Genomic DNA, 17,632 nt, shown 5'->3' on the forward strand with positions numbered 1-17,632 from the left:
TCGTCCGCGCGCGTCGCCCGGCCGGACCCGGAGGGCGCCGTGCGGGCAGCACCCGCCCTCCCCACGCCCCGGGGACGACGGACCGGTCGGTACAGCGGTCGCCGGCGCGACCAGGAGCGGAGCAGCGATGAGCGAGCCACGGCGGAACGGCGACGGGCGCCCGCCCCGCAAGCGGACCCCCCGGATCGGCGAGGTCGTCCGGAGCTCGTGGATCACCCCGCACATGGTCCGCGTCGTGCTCGGCGGCGAGGGCCTGGCCGGCTTCCCCGAGGGCGAGTTCACCGACCGCTACGTGAAGCTCCTGTTCCCGCCCGTCGACGCTTCCTACGCCGTCCCCTACGACGTCGAGCAGGTGCGCGCCGAGCTGCCGGCCGACCAGTGGCCGGTCACCCGCACGTACACCGTGCGGGCCTGGGACGCGCTGGCCGGTGAGCTGACCATCGACTTCGTGCACCACGGCGACGAGGGGCTCGCCGGGCCCTGGGCCGCCGCGGCGCGCCCTGGCGACCGCATCCAGTTCATGGGGCCGGGCGGCGCCTACGCACCCCGGCCGGACGCCGACTGGCACCTGCTCGCCGGCGACGAGGCCGCGCTGCCCGCGATCGCCGCGACCCTCGACCGGCTGCCCGCCGGCGCACGCGCGCTGGTCTTCGTCGAGGTGGCCGGGCCGGAGGAGGAGCAGACCGACCTCGCCGTCGGGCCGGGCGTGGAGCTGCACTGGCTGCACCGCGACGGCGCCGAGCCGGGCGTGCTGCTGGTCGACGCCGTGCGGGCGCTCCCGCTGCCGGCCGGCAGCGGGCACGTCTTCGTGCACGGCGAGGCCTACGCCGTGCGGGAGCTGCGCCGGCACCTGAAGGCCGAGCGGGGTCTCGACCCGGACTGGACGTCGATCTCCGGGTACTGGCGGCGCGGTGACACCGAGGACCGCTGGCAGTCGGGCAAGCGGGAGTGGAACGCGGCCATCGAGGCCGAGGACGCCGTCGCCGGCTGACCGTCAGTCCCCGAGCGGCGGGGCGAGCTCCGCGGCGGCCGTCGCCTCCGCGCCGCCGACGACGGGGTGCACCACCCCGGCGCTCCCGCCGCCGCGGCGCTCTCCCTCCGCGGCGGCCAGCAGGAGGCCGCCGGGCAGGTACTCGATGCCCGTGGCCGCGCCGAGCTCCGCCACGACGGTGAACTCGTGCCCGAGGGCGGTGAGCGGCTCGCCGTACGCGTCGACGAACGCCGGCTCCGCGCTGACCGCGGCCGTGTTGCGCTGGCTGGCGCGCGGGGCGGCGATCGCCTCCGCCAGGTCCATGTTGCGGTCGATGCGGTTCACCAGCGTCTGCAGGACGGTCGTGATGATCGTGCTGCCGCCCGGCGAGCCGAGGGCCAGGACCGGCTCGCCGTCGTGCAGGACGATCGTCGGCGCCATGCTGCTGCGCGGGCGCTTCCCCGGGGCGGGCAGGTTCGGCTCGGGCCGGGTGGGGTCGGCGGCGGCGAACGTGAAGTCGGTCAGCTCGTTGTTCAGCAGGAACCCGCGGCCGGGCACCGTGATCCCGCTGCCCCCGGTCTGCTCGATGGTCAGCGTGTAGCTGGCGATGTTGCCGGCGGCGTCGCCGACCGTGAGGTGGGTCGTGGACGGACCCTCCGCGCCCTCCTCCGCCGTCGGACCCTCGCCGGCCGGGCACGGGGCGTACTCGCCGTCCGGGTCGCCCGCGGGGGTCGGCTTCGCCAGCACCGCATCCGGCGCGATGGCGCAGGCCCGCTCCGTGGCGAACCCGTCCGAGAGGAGCTCGGCCAGCGGCACCTGGTTGTACGCCGGGTCGCCGACGTAGGCGTTCCGGTCGGCGAACGCCAGCGCGCTCGCCTCCAGGTAGGCGTGCAGCACCGGCACCTCGGGCAGCGAGGCGAGCGGGAAGGGCTCCAGGATGTTCAGCGCCTCACCGACGGTCGAGCCGCCGCTGGACGGCGGGGCCATGCCGTAGACCTCGAGCCCCCGGTAGCCGACCCGGGTCGGCTCCCGGAGCGGCGCCTCGTAGAGCGCGAGGTCGACGGCCTCCAGCAGACCGGGCCGGACCTCCGCGACCCCCTCCGCCTCGGGCGGGTCCTGCACCGTCGCCACGATCTCCTCGGCCAGCTCCCCCGTGTAGAGCGGGTCCACCCCCTTGCCGGCCAGCAGCCGGTAGGTGTCGGCCAGGTCGGGGTTGCGGAACACCGATCCCACCTCGGGCAGGGCGCCGCCGGGGAGGAAGAGCTCGGCGGTCGGCGCGAACATGCGGAACCTCTCCTCGTTCTCCGCCGTCTGCTGCCGGAACGTCTCGTCGACGACGAAGCCCTCGTCGGCCAGCCGGGTCGCACCGCCGAGCGCGTCGGCCAGCGACCAGGTGCCGAACTCCTCCAACGCCGTCACCCAGGTGGCCGGGGTGCCCGGCGTGCCCACCGACAGACCGCTCGAGACGGCCTCGGCGAACGGGATCGGGTCGCCCGCCTCGTCGAGGAAGGCGTCCGCCCCCATGGCCAGCGGTGCGGTCTCCCGGCCGTCGATCGTGGTGACCTCTCCGGTGGCGGCGTCGTAGTAGACGAAGAAGCCGCCCCCGCCGATGCCCGCCGAGTACGGCTCCGTGACGCCCAGCGCGGCGGCCGTGGCCACCGCCGCGTCCGCAGCGTTGCCACCGGCGGCCAGGACGTCCAGCCCCACCCGGGTCGCGTCGGGGTCGACCGTGGCGACCGCGCCCCCGGTGCCCACGGCCAGCGCGCGCTTCTCCGGGGGCGCGCCGCCCGGAGCGTCGTGCGGGGCGGCGCTCGCGGGGCCGCCCGCCACGAGGGCGCCGCCGGCGAGCGCGGTCAGGGCCAGGAGGGTGGTACGCGGACGCGGCATGGGGGCTCCTCGGGCGTCATCGCTGCGCAGGAACCCATGGGACACCCGCGGAGCCCGGCGCGCCAGGCGGTCCGGCGTCCTCGTCCCGGGACGGGGACGTGGCGGCAGCCGTCACACAACCGTCGTGCCTGGTCGGGGCGCCGACGGGTAGCCGGGGACCATGGACTTCCCCACTCAGCTCAGCACCGCCTCTCGCGACGAGCTCCTGCGCCTGGCCCGGGAGCACGGGATCCCCGGCCGCAGCCGGATGGCCAAGGAGCAGTTGGTCGCCGAGCTGCGGCAGCGGGAGCAGCCGGAGCCGCCGGAGCCGCTGCACGAGACCGAGCAGCCCGGCGCAGACCGGCAGCAGATCAGCTCCCGGGTCGACGCGTTCCGCCGGCTCGCCGAGGCGCGGGCGGCCGGCGAGATGGTGTTGATCCCCCGCATGCTCACCGGCAACGACCGCCGGGTGCACGTGCGGGAGACCGTGCGCGAGGACCACGAGACCCGCATCGCGAACGGGGACCTGGAGGCCCGGGCGAAGTTCGACAAGCTCGCCGGCTCGGTCTTCCACTTCTTCCGGGGCACGAACCTGCTCTTCTACCGGGACCTGGTCGGCGAGGACGCCCGGCTGCCCACGGTGCTCGCGCTCGGTGACGTCCACCCGGGCAACTTCGGCGTGATGCCCAGCTCGGACAACGTGCCGATCTTCGGCGTCAACGACTTCGACGACGCCTACTACGCGCCGTTCACCTGGGACCTCAAGCGGGGCGCCGTCGGCTTCCTGCTGGGCGCGGCCGAGAAGTCCGGCTCCGGCCGGAAGAAGCAGCGGGCCATCGCGGAACGGTTCGTGCGCGGCTACGCGGCCGGCATCGCCTCCTACGCCGCCGACGGCCGGGAGCAGACCGAGCAGCTCCGGCTCGACAACGCGCCGCCCCTGATCCGGCGGCTGATCGCCGGCACGCTGGAGACCAGCCGCGCCGCCTGGCTGGCCGGTCTGCTGGACGAGACCCGGAGCGGCTTCCGGACCGACGAGGAACTGGTGCCGGTCAGCAGCCGCCGGCAGGAGTTCCAGGAGCTCGTCGACCGCTACGTGGCCGAGAACGAGGTGGCGGTGCCCGAGCGGGCCGGCGCGATGCGGGTCAAGGACGTCGCCGAGCGACGCGGCGCCGGCACCGCCTCGCTGGGCCTGACCCGGTACTACGTGCTCGTCGCCGGGGCGCGCGACGACGGGACCGACGACCTCCTCCTGGAGTTCAAGCGCGCCCGCCGCTCGGCCCTGTCCGGGCTGGTGCCCCCGTCGGGGTACGAGGTGGACGGCGAGGGCGACCGCATCCGGCACGCCCAGCGGGTGCACCTGGTCAGCGGGGACGTCTTCTACGGCAGCGTCGACATCGACGGCCGGAGCTTCATGGTGCGCGAGCGGGCACCGTTCCGCGACGACATCAGCCTCGGCTCGCTCTCGACCGGCGAGTGGAAGCAGTACGCGGAGATCTGCGGCCGGGTGCTGGCGCACACCCACGCGATGTCCGACGAGATCGGCAACGTCGACTACGACGTGGAGCCCGCCATCCTGGACGCGATCGGCAACCGGGACCTGTTCGTCGACGACATCCTGCGGTTCGCCGAGGAGGCGGCCGCCCGGGTGCGCCGGGACCACAAGCACTTCGTCGCCGACCACGCCCTGGGCGCCTTCCGGAGCGTCGACGTCGTCTACCGCTGACCGCGCTCCGGTGCGCGCTCGACGGAGCCCCCCGCGTGGTCCTGCGCGACGTCGCCGGGGAAGCCCTCCGCGTCGGCCGGCCGGGGCCGGGCGCCCTTCCGGAACGAGGCCTCCACGCGCTGGAAGCCCTTGTAGCGCTCGCTGCGCGCGTAACCGGTGTAGGCCCGGACGTCGGCCGCGGTGAGTTCCACGTCGTCGGTGAACGGGGTCAGCAGGGAGCGGGGGTAGAGCCGCCGGTGCCGGACGACGTTGATCTCCGCGGCCAGCACGACGACGAGCGCCTGCAGGTAGATCCAGACGACCAGGCCGAGGATGACGCCGAAGATCCCGTAGACGTCGCTGGACCGCGTCACGTAGGTGCCGAAGTAGTAGGTGCCCAGCACGTGCAGCAGCTCCCAGAGGACCGCCGCGATGACGGCGCCGACGGCGACGTTCCGCCAGTCCAGCCGGCGCGCGGTGAGCACCTGGTAGACCACCAGGAAGATCCCGACGTTGATCGTCAGGCTCGCCAGCGTGGCGGTCACCGTGACCACCGGGCCCGGCACCGGCAGGGCGCCGGAGAAGGTCTGCACGAAGGCGGTCAGCGCCGTCGACACCACCGCCCCGATCCCGAGGGCCAGCACGAGCAGCAGGCTGCGCAGCCGGGACAGCAGCGGATTGGGCTGGGCGAAGCGCGGCACGGCGTAGATGCGGTTGAGGGCCGCCTGCGCCGCCTGCATGACGCCCAGCCCGCCGTAGAGGCTGCCCAGGATGCCGATCCCCAGCGCGACACCGCTCCCTCGGAAGGTGCCGATGTTGTCCACCAGCACCGGTCCCAGCAGCGGGAAGTCCGACAGCGCGGACTCCAGGATCCGCTGCTGCAGCCCGGGGTCGTCCTGCAGGAGGAAGCCGAGCACCGAGGTCAGCATCAGCAGCAACGGGAACAGCGAGACGAACCCGTAGTAGGTGATCAGCGCGGCGAGGTGCGGCCCGCGGTCGTCGGCGAACTTGTAGACCACCGCCAGCGGGAGGGCCACCGCGGGATGCCGGGCCTGGAAGGCGTCGAACCGGTCGGTGACCCCCATGCGTGCATCCCTCCCTCGTCGGCGGCTACCCGGTCGTCGTCAGCGCAGCCAGCACCGCCGGGTAGATCTGCTCGGCGACCGCCCGCAGCTCGGCGTCCGTGCGGTCCTGGACCGGGTGCGGCACCAGGACGTGCGGCGCCGGGAAGCCGAGCGCCTCACCCTGCAGGCGGGAGGCCTCGGCGAACACCTCGCTGGCGAGGAACACCCCCACCACGCCGCGTCGCTCCAGGTCTGCGATGTCATGCACACTGCACGACGTGCAGGAGCCCTAATCGGCCAGCGCCTCGATGACCACCTCGCACTGCTCGGCGATCTCGTGGCGCAGGTCGACCGGGGCGGTGCGGGCGAACGTGGGCTTGCGGTAGCGGCGCACCAGCGCGCCGTCCGCGGTCAGCAGCTCCTCGAGCCGGTCCAGGACGACGTCGCCACGGGCCTTGCTGATGTCGAGCAGCCCGACGCTGCGGCCGCGCAGCGACTCCGGGCGGGGCAGCAGCTCGCGGGCGGACGCCTGCCGCTCGCCGGTCGGGTCCAGGACGGTTCTCATGCGCGCACCTCTCGGGTCACGGGGACGCTTCCCGTCGCACCGGCCACCCAGCCGCCGACGATCGCGCTGAACAACCCGGCGTCGCCGCCCGCGGAGGCGACGAGCAGACCGCCGGGGCGGAACTTCGGCACGGTGCCCTCGAACGGGGCGGGGAGGCCCTCGGCCATGCCGCCGGCACCACGGAGCAGCTCCTCGGCCGGCAGCGTCAGCAACGCCTCCAGCTCCGCCAGCAGGCGGGTCCGGTCCCAGCCCGCCTCGCGGAACACCCGGCCGTGCTCCGGGGAGACGACCAGCATCGCGTCGAAGGCCATCGGCAGCTTCGGGTGCGCGTTGACCCGCAGGCAGGCCGCGAAGGTGCGGGCCAGCGACTCCGGGTCGCGGCTGAGCTGGTCCACCACCGGCTGCACGCCCGACCCGGCGAAGACCGTGACCGCGTCGCCGGGGACACCGCGGTCGGCGGCCAGCGGGGCGAACGGGCTGGTCTCCTCCCGCTCGGCGAAGCAGAACGTGTACTTGCCGGGGTTGCCGAGCGTCGCCCGGTCGATCCCGCCGGGCACTCCCCCGCCGACGTTGCGCACCACCAGCTGCAGCGCGCGGCCGATCGTGGCGTTCGCGCGGTTGCCCTGGCCGAGCGCGTTGACCCCGCTGTTCATCCCGATCCGGGCGGCGACCGGACCGTTCACCACGACGACCGGGCCGGAGAAGTACGTCGTCGCCAGGAGACCGTGCAGCGCGAACTCCTCCGCGGACGCGGCCTCCAGCGCGGCCAGCACGACCGGCAGGTGCTCCGGCAGGCAGCCGGCCATCACCGCGTTGACGGCCACCTTCTCGACCGTGCACGCCACGAGGTCCGGCGGCACGAGCGCGATCACCTCGGCCGGGTCGCGCGAGGTGCCGCGCAGCATCCGCAGCACCCGCTCCGGCGTCGGCGGGACGACCGGCAGCCCGTCGGTCCAGCCGCGGTCGAACATCGCCTCGTGCTCGTCCTCGAGGTCGGCCAGCTCGACCCGCCGGCTGGTCAGGCCGCTGCCGCCGTAGCGCGCCTCCAGGGCGTCGACCCGGAACGGGTCCACCGACAGCGAGCCGCAGCCGGGCCGGTGGTCGGGCAGCTCCGGGCCGAGGCCGGCGACGCCGGTCAGCTCCTCCCACTGCTCCCGGCTCCAGCCCACGACCCGGGCGGTCTCCTCGCCGTCGGTGACCCGCAGGAGCGTGGGGACGGTCTCGATGCCGAGCCGGTAGGACAGCTCCAGCTCGGTGTCGTCCCCGGGGAACCAGCCGGCGTCGTCCTGGCACCAGACGGCCGCGCCCAGCCCCCGCAGCACCGGCTCGACGAGCACGCAGGTGGGGCAGTCGCGCTTGACCACGGCGACGAGGCCGTCAGGGAGGCGCACTCCCGGACCGTACCCAGGTGCCGCTCCCCCGACCACCGGCGCGGCACGCCCCCGCTAGCTGTAGCGGCCGCCGCGCGGGTCGTCCGGGTCGTGCCCGGCCCGCGACCGCCCGGCCAGCCACTGCTGCCACTCGTCCCGGCCGCTCGCCCCCGCACGGGCCGAGAGGACGATCACCGCCACCACGGCCAGCACCGCCGCGACGAGCACGACGGAGGCGAGCACGTGCCAGTCGAACAGCGGAGGGACCGTCAGGTTGCCGGGAGCCGGTGCGGAGGGCGGGGCCATGCACAAGGGTGTGCCCCGGCTGACTGCGGATGGATCCTCCGCGCGCCGTCACTCACCCAGATGTGGGACGTCACCCAGGGCGACCATCGATGGCGGCGCGACCGGGCCGGGTGCCCATCCCACCCGGCCGGGTGACGGGGCGCCGCGATCGTGGGCGCGCCGCGGTTCCGCCGCCTTAGCGTCGACGGATGAGCACCGCGATCCAGCACGAGAGCCCGGCCCGGCTCACCGTCGACGGCCCGCCGATCGATCACGCCCGGCCGAACGTCTCGGGCGATCTGCCGACCCTGTTCCGCGCCGAGCCGATGTTCGCCCGCGCACTGGCCGGCTACGACCGCTTCCAGGTCGACACCTACGTCCGGTGGGCGGAGGACGAGCTGGCGACGGCGGAGCGCGAGCGCGAGCACCTGCTGGCCCGCTGCCTGGACAGCCAGTCGGCCCTCGCCGAGGCCCGGGAGCTGCTCGACCACTCGGCCGGCGGCGGCGAGTTCCTCCGCCTGTCGGAGCGGATGGGGGCCATGCTCGCCGCCGCCGCCGACCAGGCCGAGAGCATCACGGCCGAGGCCGAGGCCGTGCGGGCCGCGGCGCAGGCGGCCGCCGAGGAGCTGCGGGCCCGTGCCGCGGCGGAGCTCGCCGAGGCGGGCAGCCGGGCCCGGGAGACGGTCGCCGCCGCGGCGGCGGAGGCGGACGCGATCGTCGCCGCGGCCGGCCGGGTGCTCGACGACGCCGAGCAGACCCGCCGCGACGCCGCAGACGAGGCCGCGGCCCGCATCGCGCAGGCGCGGGCGGTGGAGCAGGCCGCCACCGACCACGCCACGCTGCTCGCGCAGCAGGCCGCGGCCGACATCGCCCACCTCCGCCTGCAGGGCCGGGACGAGGTGGTCCGGATGCTGGCGGCCGGCCGGGAGGAGCGCCGGCGCGCGGATGCCGCCGCGGCGGCCGAGCGGGAGCGGCTGGACCGCGCAGCCGAGGACCGCCGTGCCGCGCTGCTGGCGGACCTGACGGACCTCGAGCACCGGCGGTCCGCGCTCGAGGCGGAGCTCCGGCGCACGGCCGGCTCGATCGCGCTCCCGACGGAGGGGCCGCGGGCGAGGGCTCGCGGCCGCCTCCTCACCCGGGCCCGCTGACGGTCGACCCGGCTGCGGTCGATCCGGCAGCAGCACCGAGCTGCCGGGCGACGGCTACTCGAAGTAGCGCCGCGGCGCCTCCACGAGCATCTGCCGGAGCTGCTCCTCGGTCATCCCCCGCTCGCGGAGCATCGGCAGCACGTCCCTGCTGATGTGGGTGTAGTTCCAGTTCGGTGCGATCTGCTGCTTGGCCGCCTGCCCCTCGGCGCCCGGGAAGTAGTCGATGTAGCAGCTGGCGTCGTGCGCGAGCACCATCCGGTCGGCGTAGCCGCGCTCGGCCAGCGCCACGATGGTGTCCACCCGCGACGCGGTCGGGTTGTAGATGTCCAGGCCGAACCGGTCCATGCCCAGGAGGCAGCCGGCCTCGGCCAGCTCGCTCAGGTAGTCCAGGTCGTTGCTGTCGCCGGCGTGGCCGATGACCACCTTGGTCAGGTCGACGCCCTCCTCGCCGAAGACCTGGACGGCCACCCGCCCGGCCCCGGTGTGCGACGAGGTGTGCACGGTGATCGGCGCGCCGGTCTCGCGGTGGGTCGCGGCGACGGCGCGCACGGTCCGCTCGACGCCGGGCGTGAGGCCCTTGGCCTCGATGACGCACTTGAGGAACGCGGCCTTCACACCGGTCCCCGCGATGCCGTCGCGGATGTCGCCGGTGAAGTCGTCGACCATCGGGTCACGGGGCAGGTCGAGCAGCAGGCCGGGGCCGCGGTGCTCGTACTGGTGCGGGATCTCGTCGTAGGTGTACAGCCCGGTGGCCACGATGATGTTGATGTCGGTCTGCTCGGCGACCCGCTGGACCCGGGGGATGTAGCGCCCGAGACCCCACACGGTCGGATCGACGATCGTGTCGACGCCGAGCGCCTTGAGCTCGTTCAGCTGCCGCACGGCGTCGGCGACCCGCTCGTCCTCGTCCCACCAGTCGCCGGTGCCGTAGTTCTGCACGTGCTCGGTGGAGAGGACGAACACGTGCTCGTGCATGAGCGTCGCGCCGAGGTCGGCGGTGTCGACGGGGCCACGGACGGTCTCGACGGTGGGCACTGCGGGGCCTCCAGGGGATCGGTCGGACGGGGACGGGCGTCGGTCGGGCGGTGCCGCCGGGTCAGCGGACGGGCTGCCAGTCGGTCTCCTGGCGCAGCGACGGCTTGAGGACCTTGCCGCCGGGGTTCCGTGGCAGCGGATCGGCGCGCACGGAGACGAACTGAGGGACCTTGAAGTCGGCGAGCTGCTCCCGGGCGAAGGCCAGCAGGTCGGCCGGGTCGAGCGCGCGACCGGGCAGCGGGACGACGACGGCGCCGACCTTCTCGCCCATCATCGCGTCGGGCACGCCGACGACCGCCACCTCGCCGACGGCGGGGTGCGCGGCCAGGGCGTTCTCGACCTCGACGCAGTACACGTTCTCGCCGCCGCGGTTGATCATGTCCTTCTTGCGGTCGACGACGAAGACCAGCCCCTCGTCGTCGATGCGGGCCAGATCGCCGGTGTGCAGCCAGCCGTCGACGAACGTCTCCGCCGTCTGCTCGGGCTTGCGCCAGTAGCCGGCCACCACGTTCGGGCCGCGGATCAGCAGCTCGCCGACGCCGGTCGCCGGGTCCGGGTCCGCCACGTCGAGGTCGACGACCGGCGCGGCGAACCCCACCGAGTCGGCGTGCGCGGCCGCGTACTCGTCGGGGAGGAAGGTCGACACCGACGAGGTCTCGGTGAGCCCGAAGCCGTTGCCCACCCGCGCCGTGGGGAAGGCCGCCTGCAGCCGGTGCACCAGGTCCGGCGCGATCGGCGCTCCCCCGTAGCTCAGCGCCCGCACCGAGGAGGTGTCGACGTCGGCGAAGCCCGGCTGCTGCAGCGCCAGCCAGTAGATGGCCGGCACCGTGGTGAGCACCGAGATGCGCTCGTCGGCGATCGCCCGCAGGAACGCGCCCACCTCGAACGCCGGCATGACCACCGCCGTCCCGGCGACCGCGGTGACCACCAGCAGCTGCGAGTTGCACCCGGTCACGTGGAAGAGCGGCACCGAGATGAGCGTGGACAGCGGCTCCCCGCGGGGCAGCCCGAGGCAGCGCAGGCAGGTCTCGACGTTGGACAGGAAGTTCTCGTGGGTGGTCATCGCCCCCTTGGGGAAGCCGGTCGTCCCGCTCGTGTAGAAGATCCCGGCCAGGTCGGTGTGCGCCTGGTCGGTGACGGCCAGCGGCTCCCCGTCGGGCAGCGGCGCGCCCGGTTCGACGACGTACGCCGCTCCGGAGTCCTCGACGACGTAGCGCGCCTCGGGCTCGGCGAAGCGGGTGTTCACCGGGACGACGACGGCCCCGGCGAGCAGGGTCCCCCAGAACGCGAGCACCCAGTCGGTGCCGTTGGGCAGCCGGTCGGCCACCCGGTCACCCGGCGCCACGCCCGCGGCCCGGAGCCCGCCGGCCACCCGGGACGCGCGGTCCCACAGCTGTCGGTAGGTGATCCGGTCCCCGCCCAGCTCGACCAGCGCCTCGGCGTCCGGGGACGCCTCGACCGCTGCGCGCAGCAGCTGCACCAGGTTCTGCGGCAGGCCGGTGTAGCGGCGGACACCGTCGGGCCCGACCTCGGTCCCGCTCCGGTCGAAGGGGTACGGCATCTGCGGCCTCCCGCTGACGGCGCTGTCGGGGTTGCCCCGGCAGTCTGTCGGCGCGCGGCCCGGGTGTCCATCAGCGGATCCGGCACGCGGTACCCGTCCTTGCCCCGACGGCGTCCGGTCGGAAGTGTGGGGGTGTGCAGAGACGGACCTTCCTCGCCGCCGTCGGGACCGCCCTGCTCGGCGCCTGTTCCAGCCCGACCACCGACCCGTCGCCCACCCCGGCCGGCCGCAGCCCCCGCACCTCCGCGCCTCCGGCCGGCACGTCGACGCCGCCGTCTTCCAGCGCGCCGCCCACCCCGGCGACGGCCGAGGAGGTGCTGGCCCGCGCCACCGTGCCGGTGCTCTGCTTCCACCAGCTGCGCGACTTCCGCCCGGACGACAGCGCCTACGCCCGCACGCTCATCACCCCGCCACCGGTCTTCCGCGCCCAGCTGCAGGCGCTGCGCGACGGCGGGCGGACGCCGATCGGCGTCCCCGCGCTGCTGGACCACCTGCAGTTCGGTGCGCCCCTCCCCGACCGGCCGGTCCTCCTCACCTTCGACGACGGCTCGGTGACCCACCACTCGGTGGCGCTGCCCGTGCTCCAGGAGTTCGGCTTCCCGGCGGCGTTCTTCCCGATGACCGTGGTCCTCGGCAAGCCGGACTGGCTGAGCGCGGACCAGCTGCGCGACCTGGACGGGGCCGGCATGACCATCGGGGCGCACACCTGGGACCACCAGCGCGTCGACCGGCTCACCGGCGACGAGTGGGCGGTGCAGCTCGACCAGCCGCGGGCCGAGCTGGCCGGGATCCTCGGTCACCCGGTGGACGTCCTGGCCTATCCGCACGGCATGTGGTCCCCCGAGGCGCTGCCCCGGGTCGAGGCGGCGGGCTACCGGGCGGCGTTCCAGCTCGCCGATCCGCTGGACCCGGCGTACCCGCTGCTCACCCTCCGCCGGATCATGCCGCCGCCGACGTGGGACGGCCCCACGCTGCTCGCCCGGCTGGACGCGTTCTGACCGGTCATCCGCCGGCGCCAGGATCGACCGGTCCGCCGGGTGCGGCAGCCGCCGACCCCGTGCGAGCTTCACCGCGGCGAAGCTCCGGAGCTCTGCCGCGGAGGAGCTCGGGGGCGGTGCCGCGGGCATGGCGGTAGGAAGGAGCCATGCCCGAGACGTTCCCCTCGCTCGCCGACCTCGCCGCGGAGGAGGCCGAGCTGCAGCTCACCTCCTTCACCAACGACGACGCCTGGGAGCTCGGCTCCGCACTGGTCGCCGCCGCGCGCCGGGCCGGCGCACCGGTCGCCGTCGAGATCACCCGCAACTCCCACCGGCTGTTCGCGGTCGCGCTGACCGGCGCGACGCCGGACAACGCCTCGTGGATCGAGCGCAAGTCCCGGGTGGTGCACCGGTTCGGGCACAGCTCGCTGTACGTGCGCCAGGACAGCATCGAGCGGGGCACCACCTTCGAGGCCGAGTTCGGCCTGGACCCCACCCGGTACGCGGCCCACGGCGGCGCGTTCCCGCTGCTCGTGCGCGACGTCGGCCCGGTCGGCGTCGTCACGGTCTCCGGACTACCGCAGGTGGACGACCACCGCATGGTCGTCGGTGCGCTGCGGGAGCACCTGGGCCGCTGAGCCGGGCGGCGCCGGTACCCCCGGCCACCGGTTCCCGGGCCCGCGCCGGTGGTATGTCTTCCCGAGGCGCTCGTCCCGGATGCGCACAGCCGCGCCCCGCGGCACCCGCCGGGCGCCCCGGCGACACGGAGGAGTACGGATGACCGTCCTGGTCGGATACCTGCCCACCCCCGCGGGCGAGGCCGCCTTCACAGCAGGGCTGCAGGAGGCGCGGCGGCGCTCGGAACCGCTGGTGGTGGTCAACACCGCCCGGAGCGGTGCGCCGGTCAGCGTCGAGGTCGCGCCCGACGACGCGGTGGAGCAGATGACCCGGCGGGCCGCGGCCGAGGACGTGGCGCTGGACCTGCGTCAGACCTCGCACGACGGCGACGCCGCGGACGAGGTGCTCCGGGCGGCCCGGGAGGTCGACGCCTCGGTGATCGTGATCGGCCTGCGCCGGCGCTCCCCCGTCGGCAAGCTCCTGATGGGCAGCAGCGCCCAGCGGATCCTGCTGGACGCCGACCGCCCGGTGCTCGCCGTCAAGCCCTGAGCCGTCGCCGGCCGGCTGCCCCACGCGCGGCCGGCCGGGTCCGGCAGACGGGCGGCCGCGCCCTCCGCGCCCGGTGTGACGAACGTCCACCGACCAGATCGGTCGGGTAGCCGACCGATCCGGTCGGGTGGCCGTACCCTGGTCGCCGTGGCGCGACCGTTCCGGCAGCAGGCCGACGACGACATCCTCGACCGCGCCGCCGCACTCTTCGCCCGCCGCGGCTTCGCCAAGACCTCGCTCCAGGACATCGCCGACGCCGTCGGCCTCTCCAAGGCCGGCCTGCTGCACCACTTCCCGAGCAAGGAAGCGCTGCACGACGCGGTGCTGGCCCAGGCCGGCACGCTTGGGCAGCGGGTCCTCGCCCAGGTCCGTGACCTGCCCGTCGGCCCGGACCGCGACCGACGCGCCATCGACGTCCTCGTCGACATCGCCTTCGACCACCCGGGCGTGGTCGCCCTGCTCCTCACCCCGCTGACCCAGGGCGAGCCCGGCTGCGGCGAGCCCGCGATGGACGCCGCGGGCGCCGCGGCGCTCGAGGCGTTCGGGGTCGTCCCCGAGGCGCCGGTCTCCGAGCGAGCCATCCGCGCCATCGGGGCGCTGTCCGCGCTCGCCGTCCTGACCCTCGCGGCGCACGCCCAGGACGAGCCGGCGACCTGGCGGGCCGCCATCGTCGCCACCTGCTTCGACGCGCTCGGCCACTCCCGGCCCGGCGCTGCGCTTCCCGTCCCCCACCAGGTAGAGGTCTGATCCCGCATGGCTGTGTTGTTGTCCCGGATCGGTGCCTTCTCGCACCGGCACCGGCTGTCCGTGGTGGCCGTCTGGCTGGTCCTCCTCGTCGGCGGCGGCGTGGGTGCGGTCACCCTGGGCGGCGAGACGTCGAGCAGCTTCTCCATCCCCGGCCAGGAGTCCACCATCGCCCTCGACCGGATCGGCGAGGAGTTCGGCGCCGGCGGCGAGGGCGCCTCCGCGCGCGTCGTGGTGCAGGCCCCGGACGGCCAGACGCTGACCACGCCGGAGAACGCCGCCGCACTGGGCCAGCTCGTCGCCGAGCTGGGTGAGCTGCCGGGCGTCACCTCCGCCACGAACCCGCTGGACCCGGCCGCCCCGTCGGTCAACGCCCAGCAGACGACGGCGTACAGCACCGTCACCTACGACGCCGCACCCGGCGAGGTGACCCCGGCGCAGCAGGAGGCTCTGCTGGACACCCTCGCCGAGGCCCGCGACGGCGGGTGGACCGTCGAGGCCTCCGGCGAGGCGACCCAGGAGGCCCCGCACGTCGGCGGGCCCACGGAGGCGATCGGTGTCGTCGTCGCCCTGATCGTCCTCGCCGTCACCTACGGCGCACTGGCCGTGGCCGGGCTGAACCTGCTGACCGCGCTGGTCGGCGTGGGCATCGGCGTCCTGGGCGTCACCATCGCCACCGGGTTCGTCGAGCTCTCCTCGACCACCCCGACCCTGGCCGCGATGCTGGGTCTGGCCGTCGGCATCGACTACGCGCTGTTCATCGTCACGCGCTACCGCCAGGAGCTGCGGCACGGCTCCGACGTCGGCACCGCCATCGCCACCGCGGCCGGCACCGCGGGCTCCGCGGTCGTCACCGCGGGCCTGACCGTGGTGATCGCGCTGGCCGGCCTCTTCGTCGTCGGCATCCCGTTCCTGACGCAGATGGGTGTGGCCGCCGCGCTGACCATCGTGGTCGCCGTCCTCGTGGCCCTCACGCTGGTGCCGGCCGTGCTCGGCTTCCTCGGCTACCGGGCCCTCCCCCGCAAGCACCGCGCCGCCGCGCGGGAGGCGACCCCGGACGGCGCCGCACCGGCCGCCGGACGGAGCTTCCTCGCCGGGTGGGCCACCACGGTCACCCGCCGCCGCGCGCTCTCCCTGCTCCTGACCGTCGTGGTCTTGGGCGCGATCGCCATCCCGTTCTTCTCGATGCAGACGACGCTCGTGCAGACCCCGCCCGAGGACTCCACCCAGGCGCGCGCGCAGGAGCTGCTGTCCGAGGGCTTCGGCGCGGGCTTCAACGGCCCGATCACCATCCTGTTCGAGGGCGAGGGAGCCTCCGCCGCCGCCGGCCAGGCCGCCGCCCCGATCGGGGGAATCGACGACGTCGCGCTGGTCACCCCGCCGGTGCCCAACGCCGACGACACGGCCGCGCTGCTCACCGTCATCCCGGAGTCGGGCCCGACCGACCCGGCGACCGAGCAGCTCGTCGCCGATCTGCGCAACCAGCTCGCCGGCCTGGAGGGCATCGACGCCTACGTCACCGGCCAGACGGCGGTGAGCGTGGACGTGGCGCAGAGCCTGGACGAGGCGCTGCCGGTCTACCTGGCGCTCGTGGTGGGCCTGGCGCTGGTGCTGCTGGTGCTGGTGTTCCGCTCGCTGCTGGTGCCGCTGGTCGGCGTGCTGGGCTTCCTGCTCACCATCGGCGCCGCCCTCGGCGCCACCGTCGCGGTGTTCCAGTGGGGCTGGCTGGCCGACGCGGTCAACCTCGACAGCACCGGCCCGCTGATCAGCCTCACGCCGATCCTGGTGATCGGCATCCTGTTCGGTCTGGCGATGGACTACCAGATCTTCCTGGTGTCCCGGATGCACGAGGCGCACAGCCACGGCACCCGCCCGCTGGACGCGATCCGCACCGGCTTCGGCCAGGCGGCCCCGGTCGTCGTCGCCGCGGCGCTGATCATGTTCTCGGTGTTCGCCGGCTTCGTGCCCGCGGGTGAGGCCACGATCAAGTCGATCGCGTTCGCCCTCGCGGCGGGCATCCTGTTCGACGCCTTCGTCGTCCGGATGGTGCTCGTGCCGGCCGCGCTGGCGCTGCTCGGCGAGCGGGCCTGGTGGCTGCCGCGCTGGCTGCAGTGGCTGCCCGTCCTGGACGTCGAGGGCGCCGCCCTGGAGAAGGGGGCCAGCCCCGCCGGGGACCGCGAGCCGGTGGGCGCCACCCGCCGCTGAGCCAGCCACCGCACCGCACCGCAGCACGGCCCGTCCCTCCCGGGGGGCGGGCCGTGCGCCGTTCCACCCGGCGACCGGTCGGGGGCGGGCTCAGCGCGCCCCGCCGCCGTCGGCCTCGGGTGCGCCGGCGTCGCGGTCGCGGGGGAACCACAGGACCCGCTGGGGGAAGGGGATCTCGATGCCGGCCGTGTCCAGCGCCCCCTTCAGGGAGATGGCGACCGCGCTGCGCACCCGCCAGCGGCTGGCGATGTCGGCCGGGTGCCAGTAGCGCACGGCCACGTTGATGGAGGATTCGCCGAACTCCTCCACCCAGACCTCCGGCGGGGGGCTCGACTGGACGCCCTCGGCCGCCGCGCAGGCCTGGAGGAGCACCTGCCGGGCCCGCTCCAGATCCGCGTCGTAGGGCAGCCCCACGGTGAGCGACGTGCGGCTCACCGGCGTCCGCGTGTAGTTGGTGATCGGGTTCTTCAGCACCTCGGCGTTCGGCAGGTACACGACGAGCCCGTCGTAGGTGCTGAGCACCGTGGTGCGGAGGTTGACGTCCTCGACCACCCCCTCGTGGTCGCCGCTGCCGATCTGCTCACCGACGCGGAACGGGCGCCGGATCTGCAGCAGGACCCCCGCGACGAAGTTCTGCAGGATGTCCTGGGCGGCGAAGGCGATCGCGATGCCGCCCACGCCGAGCGCCCCCACCAGCGGGCCGATGCTCACCCCGAGCAGGTCCAGGGCGTAGACGGCCGCGACCGCCGCGACGACCACGCTGACGAAGCGCCCGACCACGAGGCCGACGTGGCGACTGCCCTCGCGGTCGATCGCCCGGACCATCACCCGGCGCACGACGACCGCGGCCACCAGGCCCAGGAGGAAGACCGCCAGCGCCAGCGCGGCTTCCTGCCAGGTGATGGGGTCGGCGACCAGCGGTTCCTCGTCGGCCGCGAGGAGGGAGGTCAGGCGAGGGGCTCCGGGCACCTCC

At 74.8% G+C, this 17,632-nt stretch carries 15 protein-coding genes and 1 pseudogene; 8 read left to right on the forward strand and 8 right to left on the reverse strand.

Annotated elements, in window-relative coordinates:
- The first annotated feature begins 127 nt into the window (after nt 1-127).
- Nucleotides 128-991: a siderophore-interacting protein gene (locus tag ACI79T_RS11030; RefSeq protein WP_456610106.1), complete on the forward strand. Its 864-nt coding sequence runs from the start codon at nt 128-130 to the stop codon at nt 989-991.
- A gap of 3 nt (nt 992-994) precedes the next feature.
- On the opposite strand, the gene ggt is transcribed toward ACI79T_RS11030, so the two are convergent.
- Nucleotides 995-2,857, reverse strand: a complete 1,863-nt coding sequence (gene ggt, locus ACI79T_RS11035; RefSeq protein ID WP_456610107.1) for a gamma-glutamyltransferase — start codon at nt 2,855-2,857, stop codon at nt 995-997.
- Nucleotides 2,858-3,017: 160 nt separating this feature from the next.
- Between ggt and ACI79T_RS11040 the strand changes: the two genes are divergently transcribed.
- A complete protein-coding gene (locus tag ACI79T_RS11040) occupies nt 3,018-4,559 on the forward strand; it encodes a DUF2252 family protein (RefSeq protein ID WP_456610108.1) in 1,542 nt (513 codons plus the stop codon).
- Here the strand turns inward: ACI79T_RS11040 and ACI79T_RS11045 are convergent.
- The 4 genes and pseudogenes from ACI79T_RS11045 to ACI79T_RS11060 all read right to left on the reverse strand — a co-directional run bounded on the left by ACI79T_RS11045 (nt 4,550) and on the right by ACI79T_RS11060 (nt 7,843).
- Entirely contained in the window at nt 4,550-5,623 is a 1,074-nt protein-coding gene (locus ACI79T_RS11045; RefSeq protein WP_456610109.1) for a YihY/virulence factor BrkB family protein, read from the reverse strand. The genes ACI79T_RS11040 and ACI79T_RS11045 overlap by 10 nt on opposite strands.
- A gap of 25 nt (nt 5,624-5,648) precedes the next feature.
- A pseudogene (locus tag ACI79T_RS11050) lies at nt 5,649-6,167 on the reverse strand (UGSC family (seleno)protein).
- Entirely contained in the window at nt 6,164-7,558 is a 1,395-nt protein-coding gene (locus ACI79T_RS11055; RefSeq protein ID WP_456610110.1) for a thioredoxin family protein, read from the reverse strand. The pseudogene ACI79T_RS11050 and the gene ACI79T_RS11055 overlap by 4 nt, the downstream one beginning before the upstream one ends.
- 54 nt (nt 7,559-7,612) lie before the next feature.
- Entirely contained in the window at nt 7,613-7,843 is a 231-nt protein-coding gene (locus tag ACI79T_RS11060; protein ID WP_456610111.1) for a hypothetical protein, read from the reverse strand.
- 188 nt (nt 7,844-8,031) lie between these two features.
- Here ACI79T_RS11060 and ACI79T_RS11065 point away from each other — a divergent pair, with 188 nt between their 5' ends.
- Nucleotides 8,032-8,970, forward strand: a complete 939-nt coding sequence (locus ACI79T_RS11065) for a hypothetical protein (protein ID WP_456610112.1) — start codon at nt 8,032-8,034, stop codon at nt 8,968-8,970.
- Nucleotides 8,971-9,024: 54 nt separating this feature from the next.
- Here ACI79T_RS11065 and ACI79T_RS11070 read toward each other — a convergent pair whose 3' ends face one another.
- Both ACI79T_RS11070 and ACI79T_RS11075 read right to left on the reverse strand, forming a co-directional pair.
- Nucleotides 9,025-10,005: a phosphotriesterase family protein gene (locus ACI79T_RS11070; RefSeq protein WP_456610113.1), complete on the reverse strand. Its 981-nt coding sequence runs from the start codon at nt 10,003-10,005 to the stop codon at nt 9,025-9,027.
- 61 nt (nt 10,006-10,066) lie between these two features.
- Nucleotides 10,067-11,566, reverse strand: coding sequence for a class I adenylate-forming enzyme family protein (locus ACI79T_RS11075; protein ID WP_456610114.1), 1,500 nt, complete (start codon nt 11,564-11,566; stop codon nt 10,067-10,069).
- Between the two features lie 134 nt (nt 11,567-11,700).
- On the opposite strand from ACI79T_RS11075, the gene ACI79T_RS11080 reads away from it, so the two are divergent.
- From ACI79T_RS11080 to ACI79T_RS11100, 5 genes are all read left to right on the forward strand, one after another.
- The gene (locus tag ACI79T_RS11080) at nt 11,701-12,564 is read left to right on the forward strand and encodes a polysaccharide deacetylase family protein (RefSeq protein WP_456610115.1); all 864 of its coding nucleotides are present in this window, start codon (nt 11,701-11,703) and stop codon (nt 12,562-12,564) included.
- Nucleotides 12,565-12,710: 146 nt separating this feature from the next.
- Nucleotides 12,711-13,181, forward strand: a complete 471-nt coding sequence (locus ACI79T_RS11085; protein ID WP_456610116.1) for a heme-degrading domain-containing protein — start codon at nt 12,711-12,713, stop codon at nt 13,179-13,181.
- 139 nt (nt 13,182-13,320) lie between these two features.
- Entirely contained in the window at nt 13,321-13,710 is a 390-nt protein-coding gene (locus tag ACI79T_RS11090) for a universal stress protein (RefSeq protein WP_456610117.1), read from the forward strand.
- Between the two features lie 147 nt (nt 13,711-13,857).
- Nucleotides 13,858-14,457: a TetR/AcrR family transcriptional regulator gene (locus ACI79T_RS11095; RefSeq protein WP_456610118.1), complete on the forward strand. Its 600-nt coding sequence runs from the start codon at nt 13,858-13,860 to the stop codon at nt 14,455-14,457.
- A 6-nt stretch (nt 14,458-14,463) separates the two neighbouring features.
- On the forward strand, nt 14,464-16,659 hold the full coding sequence (locus ACI79T_RS11100) for an MMPL family transporter (RefSeq protein ID WP_456610119.1): 2,196 nt from the start codon (nt 14,464-14,466) through the stop codon (nt 16,657-16,659).
- 90 nt (nt 16,660-16,749) lie between these two features.
- Here ACI79T_RS11100 and ACI79T_RS11105 read toward each other — a convergent pair whose 3' ends face one another.
- Nucleotides 16,750-17,628 carry a mechanosensitive ion channel family protein gene (locus ACI79T_RS11105; protein WP_456610120.1) on the reverse strand — a complete coding sequence of 293 codons (879 nt, stop codon included), beginning with the start codon at nt 17,626-17,628 and terminating at the stop codon, nt 16,750-16,752.
- Nucleotides 17,629-17,632 lie beyond the last annotated feature (4 nt).

The organism is Blastococcus sp. SYSU DS0619, from assembly GCF_054051035.1.